The 20,079-nt window shown below is 45.2% G+C and carries 28 protein-coding genes and 1 riboswitch; of the genes, 10 read left to right on the top strand and 18 right to left on the bottom strand.

The annotated features are described in order from the left end of the window. Positions 1 to 61: 61 nt before the first annotated feature. The 4 genes from spoVIF to yjcA all read right to left on the bottom strand — a co-directional run bounded on the left by spoVIF (position 62) and on the right by yjcA (position 1,523). On the bottom strand, positions 62 to 316 hold the full coding sequence (gene spoVIF / locus MY9_RS06560) for a sporulation-specific transcription regulator SopVIF (protein ID WP_014479471.1): 255 nt from the start codon (positions 314 to 316) through the stop codon (positions 62 to 64). A gap of 132 nt (positions 317 to 448) precedes the next feature. Then, on the bottom strand, positions 449 to 598 hold the full coding sequence (gene yjcZ, locus MY9_RS06555) for a sporulation protein YjcZ (RefSeq protein ID WP_014663560.1): 150 nt from the start codon (positions 596 to 598) through the stop codon (positions 449 to 451). 81 nt (positions 599 to 679) lie between these two features. Next, positions 680 to 886 carry a hypothetical protein gene (locus MY9_RS06550; RefSeq protein WP_014663559.1) on the bottom strand — a complete coding sequence of 69 codons (207 nt, stop codon included), beginning with the start codon at positions 884 to 886 and terminating at the stop codon, positions 680 to 682. A 280-nt stretch (positions 887 to 1,166) separates the two neighbouring features. Next, positions 1,167 to 1,523, bottom strand: coding sequence for a sporulation protein YjcA (gene yjcA, locus MY9_RS06540; protein WP_014663557.1), 357 nt, complete (start codon positions 1,521 to 1,523; stop codon positions 1,167 to 1,169). A 159-nt stretch (positions 1,524 to 1,682) separates the two neighbouring features. Here yjcA and MY9_RS06535 point away from each other — a divergent pair, with 159 nt between their 5' ends. The 5 genes from MY9_RS06535 (at position 1,683) to cotZ (ending at position 4,253) form a co-directional block, all read left to right on the top strand. Then, entirely contained in the window at positions 1,683 to 2,069 is a 387-nt protein-coding gene (locus tag MY9_RS06535; protein ID WP_014663556.1) for a spore coat protein, read from the top strand. 39 nt (positions 2,070 to 2,108) lie between these two features. Then, positions 2,109 to 2,432, top strand: a complete 324-nt coding sequence (locus MY9_RS06530; RefSeq protein ID WP_014663555.1) for a hypothetical protein — start codon at positions 2,109 to 2,111, stop codon at positions 2,430 to 2,432. Positions 2,433 to 2,526: 94 nt separating this feature from the next. Further along, complete coding sequence (gene cotX, locus MY9_RS06525) at positions 2,527 to 3,036, top strand: spore coat protein CotX (RefSeq protein WP_014663554.1); 510 nt, start codon at positions 2,527 to 2,529, stop codon at positions 3,034 to 3,036. A gap of 151 nt (positions 3,037 to 3,187) precedes the next feature. Then, a complete protein-coding gene (gene cotY / locus MY9_RS06520) occupies positions 3,188 to 3,676 on the top strand; it encodes a spore coat protein CotY (protein WP_014663553.1) in 489 nt (162 codons plus the stop codon). Positions 3,677 to 3,803: 127 nt separating this feature from the next. Continuing rightward, a complete protein-coding gene (gene cotZ, locus MY9_RS06515) occupies positions 3,804 to 4,253 on the top strand; it encodes a spore coat protein CotZ (RefSeq protein WP_014663552.1) in 450 nt (149 codons plus the stop codon). 97 nt (positions 4,254 to 4,350) lie between these two features. Here cotZ and cotO read toward each other — a convergent pair whose 3' ends face one another. The 10 genes from cotO to MY9_RS06465 form a co-directional block, all read right to left on the bottom strand. After that, entirely contained in the window at positions 4,351 to 5,034 is a 684-nt protein-coding gene (gene cotO, locus MY9_RS06510; protein WP_014663551.1) for a spore coat protein CotO, read from the bottom strand. A 99-nt stretch (positions 5,035 to 5,133) separates the two neighbouring features. Further along, positions 5,134 to 5,910, bottom strand: coding sequence for an enoyl-ACP reductase FabI (fabI, locus tag MY9_RS06505; protein ID WP_003232896.1), 777 nt, complete (start codon positions 5,908 to 5,910; stop codon positions 5,134 to 5,136). Positions 5,911 to 6,044: 134 nt separating this feature from the next. After that, positions 6,045 to 6,860, bottom strand: a complete 816-nt coding sequence (gene thiD, locus MY9_RS06500; protein ID WP_014663550.1) for a bifunctional hydroxymethylpyrimidine kinase/phosphomethylpyrimidine kinase — start codon at positions 6,858 to 6,860, stop codon at positions 6,045 to 6,047. Positions 6,861 to 6,877: 17 nt separating this feature from the next. Further along, positions 6,878 to 7,888, bottom strand: coding sequence for a thiazole biosynthesis adenylyltransferase ThiF (gene thiF / locus MY9_RS06495; RefSeq protein ID WP_014663549.1), 1,011 nt, complete (start codon positions 7,886 to 7,888; stop codon positions 6,878 to 6,880). Beyond that, positions 7,885 to 8,655 carry a thiazole synthase gene (gene thiG / locus MY9_RS06490; RefSeq protein WP_014663548.1) on the bottom strand — a complete coding sequence of 257 codons (771 nt, stop codon included), beginning with the start codon at positions 8,653 to 8,655 and terminating at the stop codon, positions 7,885 to 7,887. Before thiG ends, thiF begins: the two co-directional genes overlap by 4 nt. Beyond that, positions 8,652 to 8,852, bottom strand: coding sequence for a sulfur carrier protein ThiS (gene thiS / locus MY9_RS06485; protein WP_015252345.1), 201 nt, complete (start codon positions 8,850 to 8,852; stop codon positions 8,652 to 8,654). Before thiS ends, thiG begins: the two co-directional genes overlap by 4 nt. Next, complete coding sequence (gene thiO, locus MY9_RS06480) at positions 8,852 to 9,961, bottom strand: glycine oxidase ThiO (RefSeq protein ID WP_014663546.1); 1,110 nt, start codon at positions 9,959 to 9,961, stop codon at positions 8,852 to 8,854. The genes thiS and thiO overlap by 1 nt, the downstream gene beginning before the upstream one ends. After that, positions 9,945 to 10,562 (bottom strand): thiazole tautomerase TenI, encoded by a 618-nt coding sequence (tenI, locus tag MY9_RS06475; RefSeq protein WP_014663545.1) that lies wholly within the window; start codon positions 10,560 to 10,562, stop codon positions 9,945 to 9,947. The genes thiO and tenI overlap by 17 nt, the downstream gene beginning before the upstream one ends. After that, positions 10,537 to 11,247: a thiaminase II gene (tenA, locus tag MY9_RS06470; protein WP_014663544.1), complete on the bottom strand. Its 711-nt coding sequence runs from the start codon at positions 11,245 to 11,247 to the stop codon at positions 10,537 to 10,539. Before tenA ends, tenI begins: the two co-directional genes overlap by 26 nt. Before the next feature lie 79 nt (positions 11,248 to 11,326). Further along, a riboswitch (TPP riboswitch) is annotated at positions 11,327 to 11,435 on the bottom strand. 61 nt (positions 11,436 to 11,496) lie between these two features. Further along, a complete protein-coding gene (locus tag MY9_RS06465) occupies positions 11,497 to 13,341 on the bottom strand; it encodes a monovalent cation:proton antiporter family protein (protein ID WP_014663543.1) in 1,845 nt (614 codons plus the stop codon). Positions 13,342 to 13,575: 234 nt separating this feature from the next. Here MY9_RS06465 and prpE point away from each other — a divergent pair, with 234 nt between their 5' ends. After that, the gene (gene prpE, locus MY9_RS06460) at positions 13,576 to 14,310 is read left to right on the top strand and encodes a bis(5'-nucleosyl)-tetraphosphatase PrpE (RefSeq protein ID WP_014663542.1); all 735 of its coding nucleotides are present in this window, start codon (positions 13,576 to 13,578) and stop codon (positions 14,308 to 14,310) included. Positions 14,311 to 14,322: 12 nt separating this feature from the next. On the opposite strand, the gene MY9_RS06455 is transcribed toward prpE, so the two are convergent. Genes MY9_RS06455 through MY9_RS06440 form a run of 4 tightly spaced genes read right to left on the bottom strand, consistent with a single transcriptional unit; the run spans position 14,323 to position 17,088 of the window. Continuing rightward, complete coding sequence (locus MY9_RS06455; RefSeq protein ID WP_014663541.1) at positions 14,323 to 15,222, bottom strand: RluA family pseudouridine synthase; 900 nt, start codon at positions 15,220 to 15,222, stop codon at positions 14,323 to 14,325. A 14-nt stretch (positions 15,223 to 15,236) separates the two neighbouring features. Next, on the bottom strand, positions 15,237 to 16,037 hold the full coding sequence (locus tag MY9_RS06450) for an NAD kinase (protein ID WP_003232918.1): 801 nt from the start codon (positions 16,035 to 16,037) through the stop codon (positions 15,237 to 15,239). Between the two features lie 18 nt (positions 16,038 to 16,055). Further along, complete coding sequence (yjbM, locus tag MY9_RS06445) at positions 16,056 to 16,691, bottom strand: GTP diphosphokinase (RefSeq protein ID WP_003245294.1); 636 nt, start codon at positions 16,689 to 16,691, stop codon at positions 16,056 to 16,058. A 28-nt stretch (positions 16,692 to 16,719) separates the two neighbouring features. Then, complete coding sequence (locus MY9_RS06440; protein ID WP_014663540.1) at positions 16,720 to 17,088, bottom strand: hypothetical protein; 369 nt, start codon at positions 17,086 to 17,088, stop codon at positions 16,720 to 16,722. 123 nt (positions 17,089 to 17,211) lie between these two features. Here MY9_RS06440 and MY9_RS06435 point away from each other — a divergent pair, with 123 nt between their 5' ends. The 4 genes from MY9_RS06435 (at position 17,212) to spxH (ending at position 20,079) form a co-directional block, all read left to right on the top strand. Further along, positions 17,212 to 17,784: a CYTH domain-containing protein gene (locus tag MY9_RS06435; RefSeq protein ID WP_014663539.1), complete on the top strand. Its 573-nt coding sequence runs from the start codon at positions 17,212 to 17,214 to the stop codon at positions 17,782 to 17,784. Between the two features lie 14 nt (positions 17,785 to 17,798). Beyond that, entirely contained in the window at positions 17,799 to 18,533 is a 735-nt protein-coding gene (gene cwlQ / locus MY9_RS06430; protein WP_041521297.1) for a bifunctional muramidase/murein lytic transglycosylase, read from the top strand. A 251-nt stretch (positions 18,534 to 18,784) separates the two neighbouring features. Beyond that, positions 18,785 to 19,183: a globin domain-containing protein gene (locus MY9_RS06425; protein ID WP_003232928.1), complete on the top strand. Its 399-nt coding sequence runs from the start codon at positions 18,785 to 18,787 to the stop codon at positions 19,181 to 19,183. After that, positions 19,180 to 20,079, top strand: a complete 900-nt coding sequence (gene spxH, locus MY9_RS06420; RefSeq protein WP_041521296.1) for a protease adaptor protein SpxH — start codon at positions 19,180 to 19,182, stop codon at positions 20,077 to 20,079. Before MY9_RS06425 ends, spxH begins: the two co-directional genes overlap by 4 nt.

Genomic DNA, 20,079 nt, shown 5'->3' with positions numbered 1-20,079 from the left:
TTACTGCCGGGTTTTTACCGTAAAAAAAGGCCTGCTGCAGTGAATCAGCCAGGCCATCTGCTTATTTATTATCCATCATTTTAGAAATCGTGCCAAAATCAAGCTTTTCTTTTCCGCTTGTAATAGATTCTACAATTTTATCTTCTAATTCTTTTGGCACGCGTCTGTTTGCCAGCTGCGCTACGCGGTTAATGACACTGCGCACTGTATTTTCATCTTTAAAATTAGCGTTTTGGAGTGATCCGGCAAGATTCATTACATCCTGCATCTTCACACCTGTTTTCTTTTCGATATTCTTAAAAAATTGATTATCCATAATGCGCCTCCTTTTGGCGGAGTAATACAGTATTGTATGAATGCACATAATACAATGTGCTTTTCCAACATTTTTAAAAATAAACACAAGGCAAGGAAGCACGGGTTATAACCCGTACTTCCTCAATTCATCTTAAAAGAAAGATGCACCTACGATGATGAGGAGAATGAATAATACGACCAACAAAACAAATGTTGAACCATAGCCGCCGCCGTAACCGCCGGCATAACCACCATAACAGCAGCCACCGTAGCCGCCGCCGAATCCGTATCCAAAGCCCATAGATAAGCACCTCCTTTACTCTCTATACACTATGTGAGCTGCTTGGATTGGCTTGGATATTCGCATAGGGCGTTTGCGGATTTACGATTGATCATGTTGAGCTTGATGTTTTTTAAGTAAGGCCTCTGTTTTTTCAGCCAACGTTTCAATCTCATCTTCAAATTCCCGACCTGCTTTATCAAATGCATCCAAGTCTTTTCTGATGCGGCCCATCGTGTCTTCATGCTCTTTTTGCTTTTGTTCGTGCGGTTCATACCTTCCTTCTATCCATTTTTCAAACTCATTCACTTTGATCCCCCCGCTTATGATATATGCCGGTTGCGGCCGCCCTGTTAAAAAACAAAAAACCGGAGTTCTCCGGTTTCTTTGCCAGGCTATTGAGGCTTTTTCTTTTTATTTCCGCACCCGCAGCCCTTCTTTTTTATCTTTTTTGATTGATACGATGAATCTGTATATGGAGATTTTTGGGAAGGTTTATTATATTGATTCATTTTTGCTCCCTTCCTTTCCTTATGTCATATATGCTACTTTATGCGTATCCTGACGGAAAGTTGCTGGTGGGAATGCCTCATTCCTGCAGCCATTTTGATACAAGCGTTTCTATGATGCCGGCAAGGCCCGCGATCGCCAAAAGTAAAATCAGCCACTGTGCTGCTTGCGGGATCAACGCCTGGCATAAAATCAAAAAGCCGGCGCACCATACGCCTGTGCACCAATAGCAGCTCAGCAATTCACCTATAAACGCCCTGAGACCAGTTCCCTTAATCACGATATAAGTTTCAATGTTCCCGTCCGCATCCTTTTCCTCCTTCTCTTCATGAAACAGACTGCGAAGCGGCGCCATAATCGTGTCAAACACCAGCAGGCGGGCGAGCCGAAAGACCGCAAGCGATAGAAGTACAATTGTCAGCCCATTAATAACCACTCGTTCACTCCTTTGCCAATCATGATCCCTTCACATATATGCCAAAACCCTATTCTTCATGAATTGTATCTTGTCCGGCGGAAAATTGGTTATTTTTATTATTCCGCTCTGCACCCCATTTGCATTATATAGAGTATGGATAAGAAAGGAGTGAAGGTTATGTCATTTGAAACAAAAATTGAATCCCTGCATCCTGACATATTGGAGCAATTATCAAGCGAATTCGAGCAGCAGATCGAAGTGATTGATTGCGAAAATATCACAATAGATACATCACATATAACATCTGCCCTTTCTATACAAGCCTTGGTTACAACATTGATTATCCTGCTGACACAGCTCGTTATTGCCGACGAGGACTTGGCCGACACAGTAGCAAGCGAAATACTCATTCTTGATAACTCTCAAATCAAAAAAAGAACCATCATTAAAATTATCAACAGCCGAAACATCAAGATTACTTTGTCTGCAGACGAAATAATAACCTTTGTACAAATCTTGCTTCAGGTGTTAAACAGTATGCTACTAGAATTCGACATCCTTTAATCCTTTCTTTTCACAAACTAAAAGTTGAGGTGAGAACAAATGTCAGATAACGATAAAATCAAAGAAGAGCTTGAAAAGCTCCCAGAAGTTGATCCAATGATGAAAATGCTGGTCCAAAACATATTTCTAAAACACGGCATCACAAAAGACAAAATGAAAAAAGTATCAGATGATGAAAAAGAAATGCTTTTGAATATGGTAAAAGACCTGCAAGCGAAATCAGCGGAGCTAGCTGAAAAACACAAGAAGAAAAAAGAAGAAGAAGCCGCACAAGAGCAAAAGAGCGATAAACCGCTTAGCCGCAGAGAACAGCTCATTGAACAGCTCAGACAAAGACGGCAAAACAATAACAATTCAAATTAATCATAAAAAATAGGGCACATCATCTAGATAAATGCCTCAGTCAAAGTAAGAGGCTCGCTCATTTAATAAAAGTAAAAGTAAAGGAGGAATAGAAATGGAAAGCAGACCATATTCTTGGGTTGCACTTGATCCTGACTGTGACCATCCATTAGAGCACAAAGAGAAAGAAAAAGAAGAAAGAAAATGCAATTGCGATATTTGCTGCAATAACAATGGGTTTGGCAATGACAACGCCTTTATCGACCAAGATCTAGCTCAGGCAAACCTCAACAAACAAGTCTCAGATGAGACGATTATTATTAGAGACTCTTGTGATATCAACGTTTCATCTACAGACGTTCAAGCCGTAACATCTATTGTAACAGCACTTAATGCAGCTGTCCTGACAGTAGCCCTCACCTCCATTGCAGACGGCGTTATTGCTGAATTAGTCGCACAAGATTTATTACAGCTTACAGCCAACAAGCAAGTAAACCGCCAGAAACTTCTTATCGAATGCTCCCGCGGCGTAAACGTCACAACAGTAGATGCCGATATCGCAACCCTTGTCTCTACAGCTACAAACGTTCTGATCGCCGTCCTAGTCATCACTCTTGTCCTCTAGGACCTAAAAGCAGAGCCAAAAACGCTCTGCTTTTTCTTATTTTCCAAGCATATGATGAATATATAGACGTTCACCCACACCAAGTGGGGCACGGGTACATATGTTGTTAAGGACTAAAGTCAAATACCCTATAAAGAAGGAGCTGAAATCAATGAGCTGCGGAAAAACCCATGGCCGGCATGAGAACTGTGTATGCGATGCAGTGGAAAAGATTTTAGCAGAGCAGGAGGCAGTTGAGGAACAGTGTCCGACTGGCTGCTATACAAACCTTTTGAATCCGACAATTGCAGGTAAAGACACAATTCCGTTTCTCTTGTTTGATAAAAAAGGCGGATTGTTCTCCACATTCGGAAACGTGGGGGGATTTGTGGATGATATGCAATGCTTTGAGTCCATTTTCTTCCGCGTTGAAAAATTATGTGATTGCTGTGCAACCCTGTCGATTCTACGCCCGGTCGATGTTAAAGGCGATACCTTAAGTGTTTGCCACCCTTGTGACCCGGATTTCTTCGGGCTAGAAAAAACGGATTTCTGCATAGAAGTGGATCTCGGATGCTTCTGTGCGATTCAGTGCCTGTCACCAGAGCTAGTTGACAGAACATCCCCTAACAGAGAGAAAAAGCATCATCACAATGGATAAACACTTGTAAAGAGGAATCCCCTTCCAAACTCTATTACGGGTGTAAATCATTCAGCTGCTTCCAGCGTGAGGCAGCTGACTCTCCATCATTTCGCCAGTCTCAAATTTATAAGGCAGGAGGGATAATATGAGCCAGAAAACATCATGCTGCGTGCGTGAAGCAATAGAAAATATTGAAGAACTGCAAAACGCTGTTGAAGAGGATTGCCCGACAAGCTGCCATTCAAAGCTTTTGTCACCAACCCATTCGCTAGGCGATACAGTGCCTTTCGTGCTATTTACATCAAAATCAAATCCTTTGGTCGCTTTCGGAAATGTCGGCGAACTCGATAACGGCCCTTGCTTTAATACAGTATTTTTCAGAGTAGAAAAAGTTCATGACAGCTGCGCAACTCTGTCATTATTAATCGCATTTGACGAACACAAACACATTTTGGACTTCACCGATAAAGATACGGTTTGTGAAGTGTTCAGACTTGAAAAAACGAACTACTGTATTGAAGTAGACTTAGACTGCTTCTGCGCAGTCAACTGCTTAAATCCTCGATTAATCAATCGTACACATCATCATCATTAATCATAAGCTGGAAAAGCTTGCAGGCCTGCAGGCTTTTCTCTATGTAAAAAAGCTGCCCGGGAACATCAGCCGGGCAGCTTTTTTCTTTTCATTTTCATTAAAAACCGAGCGGGTGCAAAGAGGTAATATCATCGATTGCCAGCTCGGTCGGGGCTCCGTTTCCGGTTGTTCGAAGCAGGACGGAATCATTCCTTCTTCCGACAATCACGCCTCTGTACGTTCTTCCATTGGCTTCAATCAAACAAAGTGCTCTCGGCATGTTATGAGGCAGCTTTGTTAAAAAGTCAATTTTTTCGTGGATCGTCATCTTGCTCATCGGTTTTTTCACTTTTCGTGCCGGCGGTGCTTTTTCCTCCGCTTTATCAGCACTATGGACAGCTTCCGGTTCTTTCTCAGGCTTCCTGGCCTCAAGTGCAGGCTCTTCCTTTTTTTCTGCTTTCGGGGGCTCGTGTTCGATGGGTTCTTCTACGGCCTGCGGCTCTGCTTTCTCCTCTGGCTGGTTCTTTATGTTCTCTGGCTCCCTCACCTCTTCTGTTTGCTGACTCACTGGTTCGGCTGCAGGCTTTTGGTCTGCTTGCAGGACATCCTGTGCCACAACTTCCTCCTGCTGCTTCTCATGGTAAGCCGGCTTTTCCTCAGCTTTTGGAGGAGCGGGTTTGTCGGCCTTTCTTTTGATGACAATCTCCTGCATGGATGACCTTGTGGTTTCTGCATAATCCGGCTGAACAATATACATGAGCGGTTTTTTATCCGCGTTTCTTTTCTTATTAGACATCTTCATCCCTCCGATTGTGTCATATTCTATCTATATGACAGAAAGCTGAAAATCAGAAGAAATAAAAAAGCAATCCCTATTCGGGATTGCTGATATAGATCCTGCTTAGCGGGCAGTGATATGGAAACCTGAATCAACGTGAAGATTTTCACCTGTAATCCCGCGGGACATATCGCTGAATAAGAACGCAGCTGTATCGCCCACTTCTTCAGGTGTTGTCGTGCGGCGAAGCGGCGCACGTTCTTCGATATCTTTTAAAATGGAGTTGAAGTCGCTGATGCCTTTAGCAGATAATGTTCTGATCGGACCGGCAGAAATGCTGTTAACGCGGATATTTTCTTTTCCTAAGTCAGCAGCTAAGTATTTCACACTTGCATCAAGAGAAGCTTTCGCTACACCCATGACGTTGTAATTTGGCATCACAAGCTCTCCGCCAAGGTACGTCAAAGTGACAATGCTTCCGCCTTCAGTCATCATCGGACGTGCCGCTTTGACAACAGCAGTCAGAGAATATGAGCTGATGTTATGAGCCAAAAGGAAGCCATCACGATTTGTGTTTAAGTATTCGCCGACAAGCTCTTCTTTGTTGGCAAACGCGATACAATGCGCGATACCGTGGATTACACCGACCTGCTCCTTAATGCTTGCGAAGCAAGTTTCGATTTCTGCGTCGTTTGTTACATCGCAAGGAAGGATGATGGAATCGTTGCGGTCTAACGTTCCGGCAAGCTCATGAACAGATTTCTCCAAGCGTTCGCCTGCATATGTGAAAATCAAACGTGCACCCGCTTCATGCAAGGAGCGCGCAATGCCCCACGCGATACTGCGTTTGTTGGCTACCCCCATCACAACAATGTTGCGGCCTTCAAGTGAAAAATTCATATGTATAAAGCCTCCTATATTTAATAAAGACATAGTATTAGTACCTGATCTTAATTCCTATCATATCATAACCTTGTCCAGATGAAAAGCGCATACCGTAGCAAAGCGAAAGAGATCACCATCAGCTGGTGATCTCAACGGCTTGTTTTTAAGCTGTTTCGTTTAAAAGCGAAATGGTTTGTCGGCCCGTGTCCCGATCCGATGCCGAGCGTATTTTCCACCGCTTCGCGGACAAAGTTGGCCGCAACCTCAAATGCCTGATGGATGCTGTCTCCTTTAGCCGTTTGGGCCGTTAAAGCCGCAGCAAAGGTGCAGCCCGTGCCATGCGTATGCTTCGTATCAATATAAGGATGGGTGATTTGCATAAACATGCTGCCATCAAAAAGAAGGTCAGTAATGTGATTGTCCTCAGGCTGATGCCCGCCTTTGATAATGACATGCTCCGCACCCATCTTGACGAGCTGCTCCGCTGCTTTTTTCCGGTCATCCAGCGAGCTGATTGTCATTCCTGTCAGCGTTTCTGCTTCCGGGACATTTGGCGTAATCGCGTAGCTTCTTGGAATGAGCAATTCCTTTAAGGTGGCAACTGATTCATCATGCAGCAAGGATGCACCGCCCTTTGCGATCATAACCGGATCAACAATTACACGATTGAATCCGTACTCGTCAATTTTTCTCGCCACTTCTTCAATCATGTCGGCATTCCAGAGCATTCCCGTTTTGATAGCGTCCGGTCTTAAATCCTCCGCAACAGCATCAATTTGCTGTCTCAGCGCCTCTACAGTCAGCGGATGCACCCCATGGACGCCAAGCGTATTTTGAGCGGTTACCGCCGTAATCGCAGACATTCCGAATACATCAAGCTCTTGAAAGGTTTTAATATCTGCCTGTATCCCTGCACCGCCGCCTGAATCGGATCCGGCGATTGTCAATGCTTTATATATACTCATTACCTACACTCCTTTTATTACCCGATCCATTTATGATAAATGGATTTTGCCCGGGCAATATCATTCGTTCCATGGATCAAAGCTCTGCCGTCCCGGAACAGCACCATTTTCATATCATCCGATCGGCAGGAAATCAAATACGGGTTCGCGGCTACTTCAAGCCCGGCCTGTCTCAGCTGACCGGCAAGCACTTCAAGATCCGCTTCTTTTGTAATGGATGATCTGATCTGCACCGTGTTCCTGCCGCACAATACAGCCGCTTTTGTTTGATTTTCATATGACAAAAACGGAAAATCCCTTGTGCCGCAGCTTGGGCAGGCGTCATGTTTGAGACTCGCCGCTCTCACTTCTGACCGCTCGTTTTTCCACAAGTCAAATGAGCGCAGCACCGGCTCGCACTCTTCTCCCGCCAGCAGCTTCAGCGCATCTGTTACCTGAAAGACTGCTACCTGCAAAACAGCCGGACTGATGATGCCGGCTGTGTCACACGTTGCTCCGCCAATCGGAAGTGTATCGAGCAAGCAATGCAGGCAAGGGGTAGATCCCGGCACCACGGTAAAGGTGAGGCCGTAGCTCCCTACACAGGCACCGTAAAGAAAAGGAATCCCTTCTTTGACCGCAGCATCATTTACGATCAGGCGGGTTTCAAAATTATCAGCCGCATCCACAATAATCGAAGCACCCTTAATCAGCTCGAAGACATTTTCCGCTGTCACATCCATGACAAGGCCAGTCACATCGACATCGCTGTTAATCGAACGGAGACGATGCTCCGCAGCGGCTGCTTTCGGCATTTCTTTTTTGACGTCATCTTCTGTATAAAGCTGCTGGCGCTGGAGGTTGCTCCATTCCACATAATCTCTGTCGGCAATTTTCACAGAGCCGACTCCCGCCCTCACCAGCATTTCTGCACTTGCTGTTCCGAGTGCGCCGGCGCCGATAATCACGGCGCGCGCTTCCTTCAATTTTTTCTGGCCGGATGGGCCGATCGGAGCAAATAGCTCCTGCCTGGAATACCTGTCCGTCATACAGGAAGACCTTCTCCCGGACTGCTTGCCGTTCCGTATTGCTTAAGCGGAATTCGGCCCGCCTCATAAGAAAGGCGTCCTGCTTCCACCGCGAGCTTCATGGCACGAGCCATTTTCACAGGATCGTTTGCGCCTGATACAGCCGTATTGAGAAGCACGCCATCCGCTCCAAGCTCCATTGCATATGCCGCATCTTTAGGCGAACCGATCCCCGCATCCACGATGACAGGCACTTTCGCCTGTTCAATAATAAATGACAGATTCAAAGGATTTAAGATTCCTTGTCCCGATCCAATCGGAGATGCACCCGGCATGATGGCATGAACGCCAAGCTCTTCCAGTTTTCTCGCCAGCACAACGTCATCCGACGTGTACGGGAGCACAATAAAGCCCTCTTCAAGAAGCTGTTCAGACGCTTTCAATGTCTCAACAGGGTCAGGCAGCAAGGAACGGCTGCATCCGATGACCTCAACTTTAATCATGTCACAAAGGCCTGACGCTTTCGCCAGCCTTGCAATTCGAACCGCTTCTTCAGCAGTGCTGGCGCCCGCTGTATTTGGCAGAAGCGTATATTTGGATAAATCAAGCTGTTCCAAAAAATTCGGCTGAGATGCTTCAAAGATGTTCATTCTCCGCACAGCAAATGTTAAAATATCAGACTCAGAAACAGCTACTGCTTCCTTTTGAGTTTCAAACGATGGGTATTTCCCCGTGCCCAGCAGCAACCTTGATTGAAATGTTTTTCCGCCAATTGTTAACATGCTCATCCGCCTCCTACAAAATGGACAATTTCAATGACATCGCGATCACAAAGCTCAACCTCGTGATAACGTTCTTTTCCGATTATTTCTTTATTTCTTTCCACGATAACGATTTTATTTTCGAGCTGATAAGACGCCAGCAGGTCTTGTATTGTACCTGCGTCTTTTTCCCACTTCACGTCTTTACCGTTCAGCTGTAGCATCATATCTGAACCGCCTCCTTGCGATCAATTCGGAATGCGTGCAGCCAGTCTTGGTTGACCTCTTTATTCATGATGAGATCACTGATCAAAGCGCCAGTTGCGGGAGCAAGCAGGATCCCATTTCTGAAATGGCCCGCCGCAAATAAAATACGGCTGTCCTCAGGATGTCTGCCGATGTACGGTTTTCCATCATTTGTTCCCGGCCGGAGTCCCGCCCAAAAACGATCCACCTTCATATTTTGTATAGCCGGCAGCATCGTTTTCGCTTTTTTCATAACCGACTCCAATCCGCCAAGATCTGGTGTTTCACTCCAGTCCCCAGGCTTCATTGTCGCGCCGACAACCAGTCTGCCGCTTTTTCTCGGTACGATATAGCAATGGTCATGATAAAGCGTTTTTGTCAGCGGGATATCATCATTCCAAACGGACAGGCACTCCCCTTTTACAGGAAAAAATGTGTTGTTCAGCCCGAGCTGTTTAAAAAACACCCCGCTCCACACCCCGCTGGCAACGACAACATGATTAGCCCATACATCTCCGCTCGGGGTCTTGATGGACAGAGCTTCACCGTCACGTTCGACATGCAGGACAGGCGTATGCTCAAAAATCTCCGCCCCAAGCGCTTTCGCTGCTTTCGCATATGCCTTGCAAACGTAATAAGGCTCAACATGCACATCATCCTGGATAAAAGATGCACCCAAGATGTCACCAGACGCATGCGGCTCTTTTTCTAAAACCTCTTCTTTTGTATACCAGGTGACAGAGTCCAAATCGTCCATCTGTCTCAGCCTCAGCACATCTTCTTCAGAAAATGCAAGCTTAAACATACCGCCGTTATGCTGCCTGATGTCCACACCGGATAATGCATAAAGCTCTTCTTCCAGACCTTTGTACAGACGCTGGCTGTGCATGGAGAAATCAAAAAACGTGTCACGTTCCTCGCATTCGGCATGGGCGCCCAGCATTCCGGCAGCGGCACTTGTCGTTCTGCCGCCCACTGTTCCACTTTCAAATAATGCGGTGCTTTTGTTTTCCTTTGCCAAATGATAAGCAATCGCGGAACCGATAATTCCGCCTCCAATCACCACTGCATCATAATGCCTTTTCATAGCGCATCTCCTTTAGCTTGCGGGAATATCGTCTGGCTGCTTCCAAGGGCTCAGCGGAAGAGAAAATTCCTGACATGACAGCGATGCCGTCTGCCCCTGCTTGTTTTACGTCTTTTAACCTTTCTGGTGTCATCCCCCCGATGGCTATAACCGGGATGGAAATCCGCTGTTTGATATCTGACAGCAAAGACACCCCTCTGCCTTCAAGGCCCTTTTTGCAATCCGTTTCAAACACATGGCCGAATAGCACGTAGTCCGCGTCTTCCTTTTCTGCTTGAACCGCTTCCTCCAGTGAATGCACCGACCTCCCGATATGAAGGTGTGGAAACCTGGCTCTGACCTGCTTCGGTGAAAAGCTGGTGCTTGGCAGCTGTACGCGATGAATGGTAGAAAAAAGTGCAATATCCACGCGCCCGTTCATCACCAGTTTTCGTTTATCTATACCGCCTTCAAAAATAAGCTCGAGCAGTTTCAAAATATCCGCCGCCGATTTTGAGCGTTCCCGAATGTGAATAAAATCAACTTCATTCTGAATCTTAATGATGATTCTCGCTAGCTCTTCTACCGGCTTGCTGTCATCCGTTATGGCGTGAAGCTCCACATTCCTCCACCTCTTTTATGGCGCTGTCAGACCAGCCTTCTTTTCGATAGGCCATTCCCCAAAATTGATATTCATAGAAGCTGGAGATGACAAAATTCTCTTTCATCTTGGCACGCACTTCCTCCGTGCTGTTTTCCGCCAGCTCATCAAAGCGGTTGATTTGCTCCACAACCTGTTGTCTGAACCAGTCACCGCCGTACGTCCCAATCCACTTTTGATAAATCGGATGCCCTGGATCGCAATGCAGCAATTTCTCACCAACCTCGTAATAAAGCCAGTAGCATGGCAGCAGGGCCGCTAAGATTTCTGCGAAATTCCCGCTCAAAACAGAACGATACATATGGGATGTATAAGAGTACGCCGTAGGAGACGGCTTAAACGCCTTACGCTCTTCCTCGCTGATTTCCAACAGCTCGGCAAACTCGCGATGAAGCGCCATTTCCGCCTCATATGTACCTTGGGCATGGTTTGCCATCCGCCCTGTTGTATAAAGGTCCTTCGCATAAGCAGCGCCAAATGACTGCACCTTTGCAAAATGCGTTAAGTAATAGGAATCCTGAAGCACATAGTATTTAAAACGGTCAGTCGGAAGCGTTCCGTCACCGATTCCTTGAACGAACGGATGGACAAAGCTCCCTTCCCACCATTCTGCGGCTGCGCTGCGGCATTCTTCTGAAAACTTCACAAATCATTCCCCCTCTGATAAATAAAAAAACCACTTTCCCGCAAGGAAAAGTGGTTTGGAATTGGCATAGTAAAATAACACAAATACCGCTCCACTTCCCTACGCAGGTCTGAACCTGTTCAAGTTATGAGGGTCTAAAAGTCACACTTTTATCTCAGCCCTTATGAAGGACACCCCTAGTGGTTAAACGAATACATATTGAATTGTTCTGCACCTCTATATTAACACGAATCCTTATTTGGTCAAGATTTATCCTTCCAATGTTTTCTTAAGATCCGTTACGTATCCCCGAGATCCGGTGACAATTAAGCGGTCTCCAAGTTTCAGCCTTGTATCCCCATGAGGAACGATGCTGTCTACACCTCTGAAAATCCTGACAAAGATGACGTCGCCGGTTAAAGGGAATTCCCGTAAAATCACACCGTCGTATTTACTGTTCTCCATATTAATTTGATACAGGGAAGACTCCTGGTTCGTGAGCAGCTTCATGACGCCAGGCGCTTCAATCAGAGCGCGAAGCAGCGTTTTTGTCGACAGCAGAATAGAAAAGATGCTGATTCCCTGCTCCTTCAGAACTGCTTCATGCTCCGGTGATCCTACGCTTGCAATGACTCTTTCTGTGCCTTTTTCTTTTGCAAGTAATGCAATGTCTGCATTCATATCTTCATTCCCGGTCGCCACAACGAGGATATCCGTTTCAAAAATGCCGAGTGATTCAAGCGTCTCGTGTTCATAGTCAGAAATTGTTTCAACAGCAAACACTGATTCCGACAGCTTTTCCTCTGCATTCTCTTGATAAACGTGCACAACACGCACGTCATACTCTTCCTCTGGCAATTCAAGAGTGACAGGCAAAGTCATTTGGTTGGCGCCGATGAACGTAATCGTCTTTTTCTCCTCCGGCTGCTCTTCCCGTTTGTACAACTTTTTAAAACAGATCGGCGTAAAAATACTTGCGATGACAGCTACTAAAATGAGCGCTCCTGACATATTTGCGCTGATCACGTGAAGCTGCTGGCCGATTGTTGCCGCTGCAATCACGAGCGAAAGCGTTGATGTCAGCAGAAAACCAGACGCGAAAATGGTTCGGTTATCATACCACTTCTTTAGGTACATGACAGGAATGATTTTGCTCACTAACAGCGCCAGAAGCAAAAGCGGGATCATGATTAAAATTGTTTTATCCTGGAAAAGAGTCCAAATATCAAGCTTCACACCGACCATCACGAAGAAAATCGGTATTAAGAACCCATAACCGAATGAGTCCAGCTGCTGAACAAGTTCTTTGTTTGGCGAAAGCAGGGAAACAAGAACCCCCGCTAAGAAAGCGCCGAGAATATTTTCCGCCCCAAGTGATTCAGACAGGGCAACGAGTACAATAATTAACGTAAAAATGGCACGCGTCCCAATCTGGATCGTCCCTTTTGACATGGATTGAACAAAAGAGCGATGTTTGAAGACCCTGCCGAAAAAGTAAAGCACCACTCCGGCCGCAAACAGGATCATCAGGAGCCACATGTTTCCGCTGTCCTCTCCGTATAAAGAAGAAAAAACAGCAAGAAGAATCATCGTAGCCAAATCAGCAATAACAGCAACGAGCAAAATAATCTGCCCGATATTCGAATTCATGATCCGTTCTTCTTTTAATGTTGGAACGACAACGCCTAACGAAATCGTTGAAATAATAAGGGTCATCAAAAATGCATTTTGAATAAAACCCGCCAAGACGAAGCCATAGGACAGCAGCAATGATAAAATAAAAATACCGACGAAAATAATAGATGCCGCAGCAAACGTATTAGGCGCTTCCTTGCCGTTCGGCAGGAGCTGCTTTTTCTTCCCTTTCTCAAAAGATGAAAAATCAATTTCAAGCCCGCTTAAAAACATTAAAAAGATAAATCCGAGCATAGAGAGTGTTTGGAGCCAGGTGTCACCCTCCACAACTAAATTAAGGCCGCTTTTCCCAATAATCAGCCCCATAATGATTTCAGCAACAACAACCGGGATGCTGAGTTTAAACCGATGCAAAAGGATGGGTGTCAAAAATGCAACGATAAGTACAACAACTAAAGATGCGACAGATGTATGCGCCATAATCAGAACCTCCTTTTTTAGTCAGGGTTATGCTAGTTCTCAATCAAAGAACAAAACCTCATTTTTAAAAAACATAACGCGATTTTAACAAGGGTCATGATGAAAAATAAAGTGATAAGGTCTTAATCCTGTTTAGAAAATGATTCTTCTTCTATAATTTGCACATAAAAGCTTGTGATGACTCACAACACTTTGCTTCATAATAAATAAAACAATCGGTAAGGAGGATACCGCATGGCTTACGATATCATCAGCGATATTCATGGCTGCTATGACGAAATGACTGCATTAATCCAAAAGCTTGGTTATACAATCAAAAATGGAGTACCTGTCCACGAAGAAGGCAGGGTGCTTGTTTTTGCCGGAGATTTAACTGACAGAGGGCCCAAATCGATAGAGGTCATCCGATTTGTAGCCAGCGCTTACGAAAAAGGCGCTGTACGTTATGTCCCGGGAAACCATTGCAATAAGCTGTACCGCTACTTAAAAGGCAATCCGGTAAAAGTGATGCATGGTCTCGAAACAACAGCGGCAGAGCTTGAGGAACTTTCCAAGGATGAGAGAAAATCAGTCAGCGAACAGTTTATGAAGCTGTACGAAACAGCGCCGCTTTACGACATCTTACATAATGGAGAATTGGTTGTCGCCCATGCTGGCATAAGAGCTGACGATATTGGCAAATATACCCGCAGAGTGAAGGACTTTGTGCTTTACGGTGATGTGACAGGTGAAACATATCCGGACGGCAGACCCGTCAGGCGTGATTGGGCGGCAGCCTATAACGGGAAGGCTTGGGTGGTATACGGCCATACACCAGTGAAAGAGCCTCAGAAGGTTAATCGCACCATCAACATTGATACAGGCTGCGTGTTCGGAAATAAACTGACAGGCTTTCGCTTTCCAGAAATAGAAACCGTCTCTGTTCCAAGCTCCCTGCCTTACGACGAATCAAGATTTCGTCCCATATAAAAAAGGAGAGAATCAATGATTCTCTCCTTTTTTCAGTTTTCTCATATCCTGAGGCAATGAAGCATGAAACGTCATGTTCTCCTGTGTCAGCGGATGGATAAACGAAAGATGCTCGCTGTGCAGAGCCTGCCGGCCAATGTCCCGTCTCGTTCCGCCGTACAGTGTGTCGCCGCACAACGGGTGCCCGAGATAGCTCATATGAACACGAATTTGATGGGTTCGTCCAGTCTCAAGCTGCAACGTCACCGAGCTCATATCGTCATGTGCACATGTGACATAAAAATGCGTAACAGCCTTCTGGCCGTCTGGCGTTACCGTCCGTTCAATTATACTGTCAGGATGTCTGCCGATCGGGGCATCGACTGTTCCCTCCATCTGCGCCATCCGCCCATGAACCACTGCTGCATACCGGCGTTTCACGAGTCCGTTTTTTTGCGCTGACGATAAAATGGAGTGGGCAAATCGATGCTTGGCAACAAGCATGACTCCCGATGTATCCCGGTCTAGCCGGGTGACAAGATGAACTGTCGCCCTCACTCCGTTTTTTTGATAATGATGAATAATTCCATTGGCAATGCTGCCGGAGGGGTGCTCTCTCGAAGGGATTGACGACACATACGGCTGCTTATTTATCACAAGCACATGTTCATCCTCATAAAGAATATCGAGCGGAACAGGCTCTGCCAGCAGCGTCTCACTCACCTGTTCCTCAGGAAACTTCACGATAAGAAGATCTCCCTCTTTCAAAATGGCTTTAACCGTCACATGCTCGCCGTTGATCAGCAGGTCTCCCCCGCCAAACTTAATATCGGTCAGCAGACGTTTTGAAATCCCGAGTTCACCGGCATATTCTTTTACAGTCATCCCGTCCTCTGCGGAAGTAATGTTCTTTCTGATATAAAAATGCTCCACGATACGTCCTCTTTCTATTCACCTTTTCCGATAAACGAATCCTGGACTCTTTTCCAAAATGGAAACGGGCGGAATCTCGCAAACCGCACTTTTTCGGATGCAACCTGGCAGCGGATCGACTTCACATCCTTATGAAGAAGGGTTAAATGGTCAATCGTCACTTGAAAGTCAACTTCGTTTCTCGGCTTAATCATGCAATCATGATGGGATGGGAGAAGCAGAGGTGATCCGACCGTACGGAACACGCGGTTATTAATAGATGCCATTTCCGCAAGCTGGATCGCCCTGATAGACGGATGGATTATCGCTCCGCCCAGCGCCTTATTGTAGGCTGTGCTGCCTGATGGCGTTGACAGGCAGAGGCCGTCGCCCCGGAAGGTTTCAAAGAGCTGCCCCTTAATTTCCACATCAGCAACAAGGCTTCCTTCTATGCTTTTAATCGTACATTCATTCAAGGCTAAGTATCTTTCTTCCCGCTCGTTTTCGTGATAGGTCACAATGACTTCGAGAAGCGGATATTCGACAGTATGATACGGCGTTTTCGCAATGGCGAGAACAAGTTTTTCAATTTCATGAGGAACCCAGTCGGCATAAAACCCCAGATGACCTGTGTGAACACCGACAAATGCTGTTTTGTCCAAGCGGTCGCTGTATCTGTGAAAAGCATACAAAAGCGTTCCGTCGCCTCCGACTGAAATAACGATTTCCGGTTCATTTTCATCCAGTTCCATATCAAAATCCAATAAATACGCCTGTATTTTGCTTTTCAGCGTATCAGAAACTTGATCTCCTTTTGATGATACGGCAAATTTCATGCTCTTCTTCCCCTTTACCTATTGTTGCTCGCTTCCTTTTTTCTTTCTTGAAAAGGCAGCTTGAGCTTCCTGTACTTCACCCCTGATCTCCGACATCTCTTCATCAAGCCGGGAAGCCGCTTCAGAAGCGCGCTGAAGCCTTAGTTTCACTTTTTCAGGAATGTTTCCGCTGTATTTATAATTCAATGAATGCTCAATGGTCGCCCAAAAATTCATCGCCAGTGTACGGATCTGTATTTCCACGAGAACATGCTTTTCACCGGACACCGTCTGCAAAGGATATAGTACAACAAGATGATAAGACCGGTATCCGCTCTCTTTATGTTCCGCAATATAATCCCTCTGATCCACAACGGTGAAATCTTTTCTGGCAAAAAGCATCTCTTTTACGATTTGGATGTCATCGACAAATTGGCACATGATTCTAAGGCCAGCGATATCCTGCATGGTTTCAATTTCATGCAGCGGTATGCTTTTCCGTCTCGCTTTTTCAAGTATGCTTGCCACAGGCTTGACGCGTCCGGTCACAAATTCGATCGGTGAATGGTCGTCCTCGTATTCATATAGTGTGCGGATCCCCTTGAGCTTCACTTTCAACTCTTCGACAGCCTGGCGGTACGGCACTAAAAAACGCTCCCATTGTTTGTCATCCATCATACATCCCCCAATTCCGAACCAGTTTCTATAAAAACACGCGTTTCACTTTTTCTTCCATCTCTTCTCCATAGTTTGCGTTATCTTTTATATTTTCTAAAAGATATTCCAGCTCCTCATGCAGGCCTGCCAGTTCAATCGTTTGGTCTCCTGCCTCTAATAAGACCGGTATTTTTTGTGCATGGGCCTGCTTCAATTCCGGCCATATATGTTCCTTTATAATGACATATTCAAAAGAATCAGCTAATTCAATTATGTATACAAAAGCAAAGTGGTCAGAATCAACAAGCATTTGACCTGACGGCTTGCGTTCCGCTTCGTTTCCTTCTGTCTGACAGGCAAGGCGAAGCTGATCATCCGATAATGTTGCGTTCAAAATTTCGATTCTGTTTTGCATAATGCTCTCCTTTTTAAACAAAGTTCAGATTCATTTTATCATATCAAGCTCGATATTGATAAACCAAACATCTAAAGAGATAATAGTAAAAATAAGATTTTCAGGGCGGAAAGGAAGAGTATCATGACCCAAGAAATTGAAATCGAATTTAAAAATATGCTGACCAAACAAGAATTCAAAAACATAACAGCGGCACTCCAGCTGACAGAAAAAGATTTTACAGATCAAAAGAATCATTATTTTGATACAGACAGCTTTGCGCTGAAACAAAAACATGCAGCGCTTCGCATCCGCAGAAAAAACGGAAAGTATGTCCTTACATTAAAAGAGCCGGCTGATGTGGGGCTTCTGGAAACGCACCAGCAGCTTTCAGAGGTATCAGATCTAGCAGCATTTTCAGTTCCCGAGGGCCCTGTGAAGGACCAGCTGCACAAGCTTCAGATCGATACGGATGCCATTCGATACTTTGGATCTTTAGCAACAAACCGAGCGGAAAAAGAAACAGAAAAAGGCTTAATAGTTTTAGACCACAGCCGATATTTAAATAAAGAGGACTATGAAATTGAATTTGAGGCGGCGGATTGGCATGAGGGCAGACAAGCCTTCGAGAAGCTGCTTCAGCAATTCAGCATTCCTCAGCGCGAAACCAAAAATAAAATTCTGCGTTTTTATGAAGAAAAACGAAAGTCTATATAAGGTGGAATGACATCGTGAATGTAACGAATTGGGCAGCTTTACTTCAGCTTCAGGCACTACAGTCCATATCTAATGCACGCAGCAGCTCGGACACTCAGAATACGGAAAGCCCGCTTTCAAGTTTCAGCTCTTTGCTCAGCCAATATACAAACGGTCTGGCATCTCAGCAATCAGCACCTTCTTCATCGCCAAGCCCGCTCAGCATGCTGAACAGCGCGAATACAACAGCGCCGTCACTGCTTTCAGCGTATGGGCTCAACTCATATACGAGCAGCAATTCAGGTTCAATCACAAAAGCGGCAGAAAACACCGAAACAGCTGCTGCAGATTCAGCTTCAAACAAACATGAAGCAAATCAGATCAGTTCGGGAGACTTCTCCGTTGACAGTGCGATTAAAAAAGCCGCTGATAAATATGGCGTCGATGAAAAACTGATTCGTGCCATCATCAAGCAGGAATCAGGCTTTAATGCAAAAGCGGTCAGCGGAGCAGGTGCGATGGGCCTCATGCAGCTGATGCCATCAACAGCAAGCTCACTAGGCGTTTCCAACCCGCTTGATCCGCAGCAAAATGTGGAGGGCGGAACAAAATATTTAAAACAAATGTTGGATAAATACGACGGCAATGTGTCTATGGCATTAGCGGCTTACAACGCCGGACCGGGGAATGTTGACCGGTACGGAGGTATTCCTCCTTTCCAAGAAACGCAAAACTATGTAAAAAAAATAACTTCAGCTTATTACGCGTAACCAGAGGGCTCCCCCTCTGGTTTTTTTGCGAAGTGAAATCTTACGCATTCCTGATTTTTATGTGATATGATATGAAATACAAACCCCGGCTGTCAGCCGAAATGAGTTATCATACGCAAAAAAGGCAGTTTGTTTGTAGAAATGATGCCTTGTTGCTAAAATAAACCTAGATGAAATAATGAAATACAGAAAATTACTTTTTGCAATAGGATTTATGATTCCTATTAGCCATATTTAAAGGAGTAGTCAACATGGGACAATCGTTTAACGCACCTTATGAAGCGATTGGAGAGGAACTTCTATCGCAACTTGTTGATACTTTTTATGAGCGTGTCGCGTCTCATCCTTTGCTGAAGCCGATTTTTCCGAGCGATTTGACAGAAACCGCCAGGAAACAGAAGCAATTCTTAACTCAGTATTTAGGCGGGCCTCCTCTTTATACTGAGGAACACGGCCATCCTATGCTCAGAGCAAGGCATCTTCCCTTTCCAATTACAAACGAGAGAGCTGATGCGTGGCTCAGCTGTATGAAGGACGCAATGGACCATGTAGGGCTGGAGGGCGAAATTCGCGAGTTTTTGTTTGGCCGCCTGGAGTTGACAGCAAGGCATATGGTGAATCAAACAGAAGCGGAGGATCGATCATCTTGACAAACTATCAGCATGAGCTATACTTCGCCCATTGCCACGGTCATCCAAAAAAACCGCTTGAGATTTATATGTTTGTAGACCCTTTATGTCCTGAATGCTGGTCCTTAGAGCCCGTCATCAAAAAGCTGAAAATTAGATACGGACGTTTTTTCACCTTACGCATTATCGCTTCCGCAAGCCTTACCGCTTTAAATAAAAAGCGAAAAAAGCATCTTCTCGCAGAAGCATGGGAAAAGATCGCGAGCCGCTCAGGCATGTCGTGTGACGGCAATCTCTGGTTCGAGCAAGATCAGCCGCTTTCATCACCTTATATGGCTGCTCTCGCTTTTAAAGCAGCCGAATTGCAAGGAAGAAAAGCCGGTATGCAATTTCTCAGAAATATGCAGGAGAGCCTATTTGTTTCAAAGAAAAACATCACCGATGAAAATGTGCTTTTGGAGATTGCTGAAAATACAAGTCTCGATCTTGAAGAATTTAAAAAAGATCTGCATTCTCAAAGCGCGGTCAAGGCGCTTCAATGTGACATGAAAATTGCTGCTGAGATGGATGTTTCTGTTAATCCGACACTGACGTTTTTCAATACGCAGCATGAGGATGAAGGGCTTAAAGTTCCTGGCAGCTACTCATATGATGTATATGAAGAAATTTTATTTGAGATGCTTGGCGACGAGCCGAAGCCGTCGGAAACACCGCCTTTAGAATGTTTTATTGAATATTTCCGCTTCGTTGCCTCGAAGGAAATTGCTCTTGTATATGACCTGAGCCTTGAAGAGGTAGAAAAAGAAATGAAAAAATTGGCGTTTGCTAAAAAGGTTGCCAAAGTGGAGGCCAAACACGGAATGTTTTGGAAGTCTCTCAGCACTTATTCTGATGAATATCAATCATGTGAAAAATAG

It is taken from the genome of Bacillus sp. JS (assembly GCF_000259365.1).
GTDB classification, from domain to species: domain Bacteria; phylum Bacillota; class Bacilli; order Bacillales; family Bacillaceae; genus Bacillus; species Bacillus stercoris.
Note: the sequence above shows the minus strand (reverse complement) of the source record. Positions and strands in the feature narration are given on the sequence as shown.

Bases quoted from the DNA above. Each gene is read 5' to 3' on its own strand.
- spoVIF (WP_014479471.1), bottom strand. From the start codon at position 316: ATGGATAATCAATTTTTTAAGAATATCGAAAAGAAAACAGGTGTGAAG.
- yjcZ (WP_014663560.1), bottom strand. From the start codon at position 598: ATGGGCTTTGGATACGGATTCGGCGGCGGCTACGGTGGCTGCTGTTAT.
- MY9_RS06535 (WP_014663556.1), top strand. From the start codon at position 1,683: ATGTCATTTGAAACAAAAATTGAATCCCTGCATCCTGACATATTGGAG.
- MY9_RS06530 (WP_014663555.1), top strand. From the start codon at position 2,109: ATGTCAGATAACGATAAAATCAAAGAAGAGCTTGAAAAGCTCCCAGAA.
- cotX (WP_014663554.1), top strand. From the start codon at position 2,527: ATGGAAAGCAGACCATATTCTTGGGTTGCACTTGATCCTGACTGTGAC.
- cotY (WP_014663553.1), top strand. From the start codon at position 3,188: ATGAGCTGCGGAAAAACCCATGGCCGGCATGAGAACTGTGTATGCGAT.
- cotZ (WP_014663552.1), top strand. From the start codon at position 3,804: ATGAGCCAGAAAACATCATGCTGCGTGCGTGAAGCAATAGAAAATATT.
- cotO (WP_014663551.1), bottom strand. From the start codon at position 5,034: ATGAAGATGTCTAATAAGAAAAGAAACGCGGATAAAAAACCGCTCATG.
- fabI (WP_003232896.1), bottom strand. From the start codon at position 5,910: ATGAATTTTTCACTTGAAGGCCGCAACATTGTTGTGATGGGGGTAGCC.
- thiD (WP_014663550.1), bottom strand. From the start codon at position 6,860: ATGAGTATATATAAAGCATTGACAATCGCCGGATCCGATTCAGGCGGC.
- thiF (WP_014663549.1), bottom strand. From the start codon at position 7,888: ATGACGGACAGGTATTCCAGGCAGGAGCTATTTGCTCCGATCGGCCCA.
- thiG (WP_014663548.1), bottom strand. From the start codon at position 8,655: ATGAGCATGTTAACAATTGGCGGAAAAACATTTCAATCAAGGTTGCTG.
- thiS (WP_015252345.1), bottom strand. From the start codon at position 8,852: ATGCTACAGCTGAACGGTAAAGACGTGAAGTGGGAAAAAGACGCAGGT.
- thiO (WP_014663546.1), bottom strand. From the start codon at position 9,961: ATGAAAAGGCATTATGATGCAGTGGTGATTGGAGGCGGAATTATCGGT.
- MY9_RS06465 (WP_014663543.1), bottom strand. From the start codon at position 13,341: ATGGCGCATACATCTGTCGCATCTTTAGTTGTTGTACTTATCGTTGCA.
- prpE (WP_014663542.1), top strand. From the start codon at position 13,576: ATGGCTTACGATATCATCAGCGATATTCATGGCTGCTATGACGAAATG.
- MY9_RS06450 (WP_003232918.1), bottom strand. From the start codon at position 16,037: ATGAAATTTGCCGTATCATCAAAAGGAGATCAAGTTTCTGATACGCTG.
- yjbM (WP_003245294.1), bottom strand. From the start codon at position 16,691: ATGGATGACAAACAATGGGAGCGTTTTTTAGTGCCGTACCGCCAGGCT.
- MY9_RS06440 (WP_014663540.1), bottom strand. From the start codon at position 17,088: ATGCAAAACAGAATCGAAATTTTGAACGCAACATTATCGGATGATCAG.
- MY9_RS06435 (WP_014663539.1), top strand. From the start codon at position 17,212: ATGACCCAAGAAATTGAAATCGAATTTAAAAATATGCTGACCAAACAA.
- MY9_RS06425 (WP_003232928.1), top strand. From the start codon at position 18,785: ATGGGACAATCGTTTAACGCACCTTATGAAGCGATTGGAGAGGAACTT.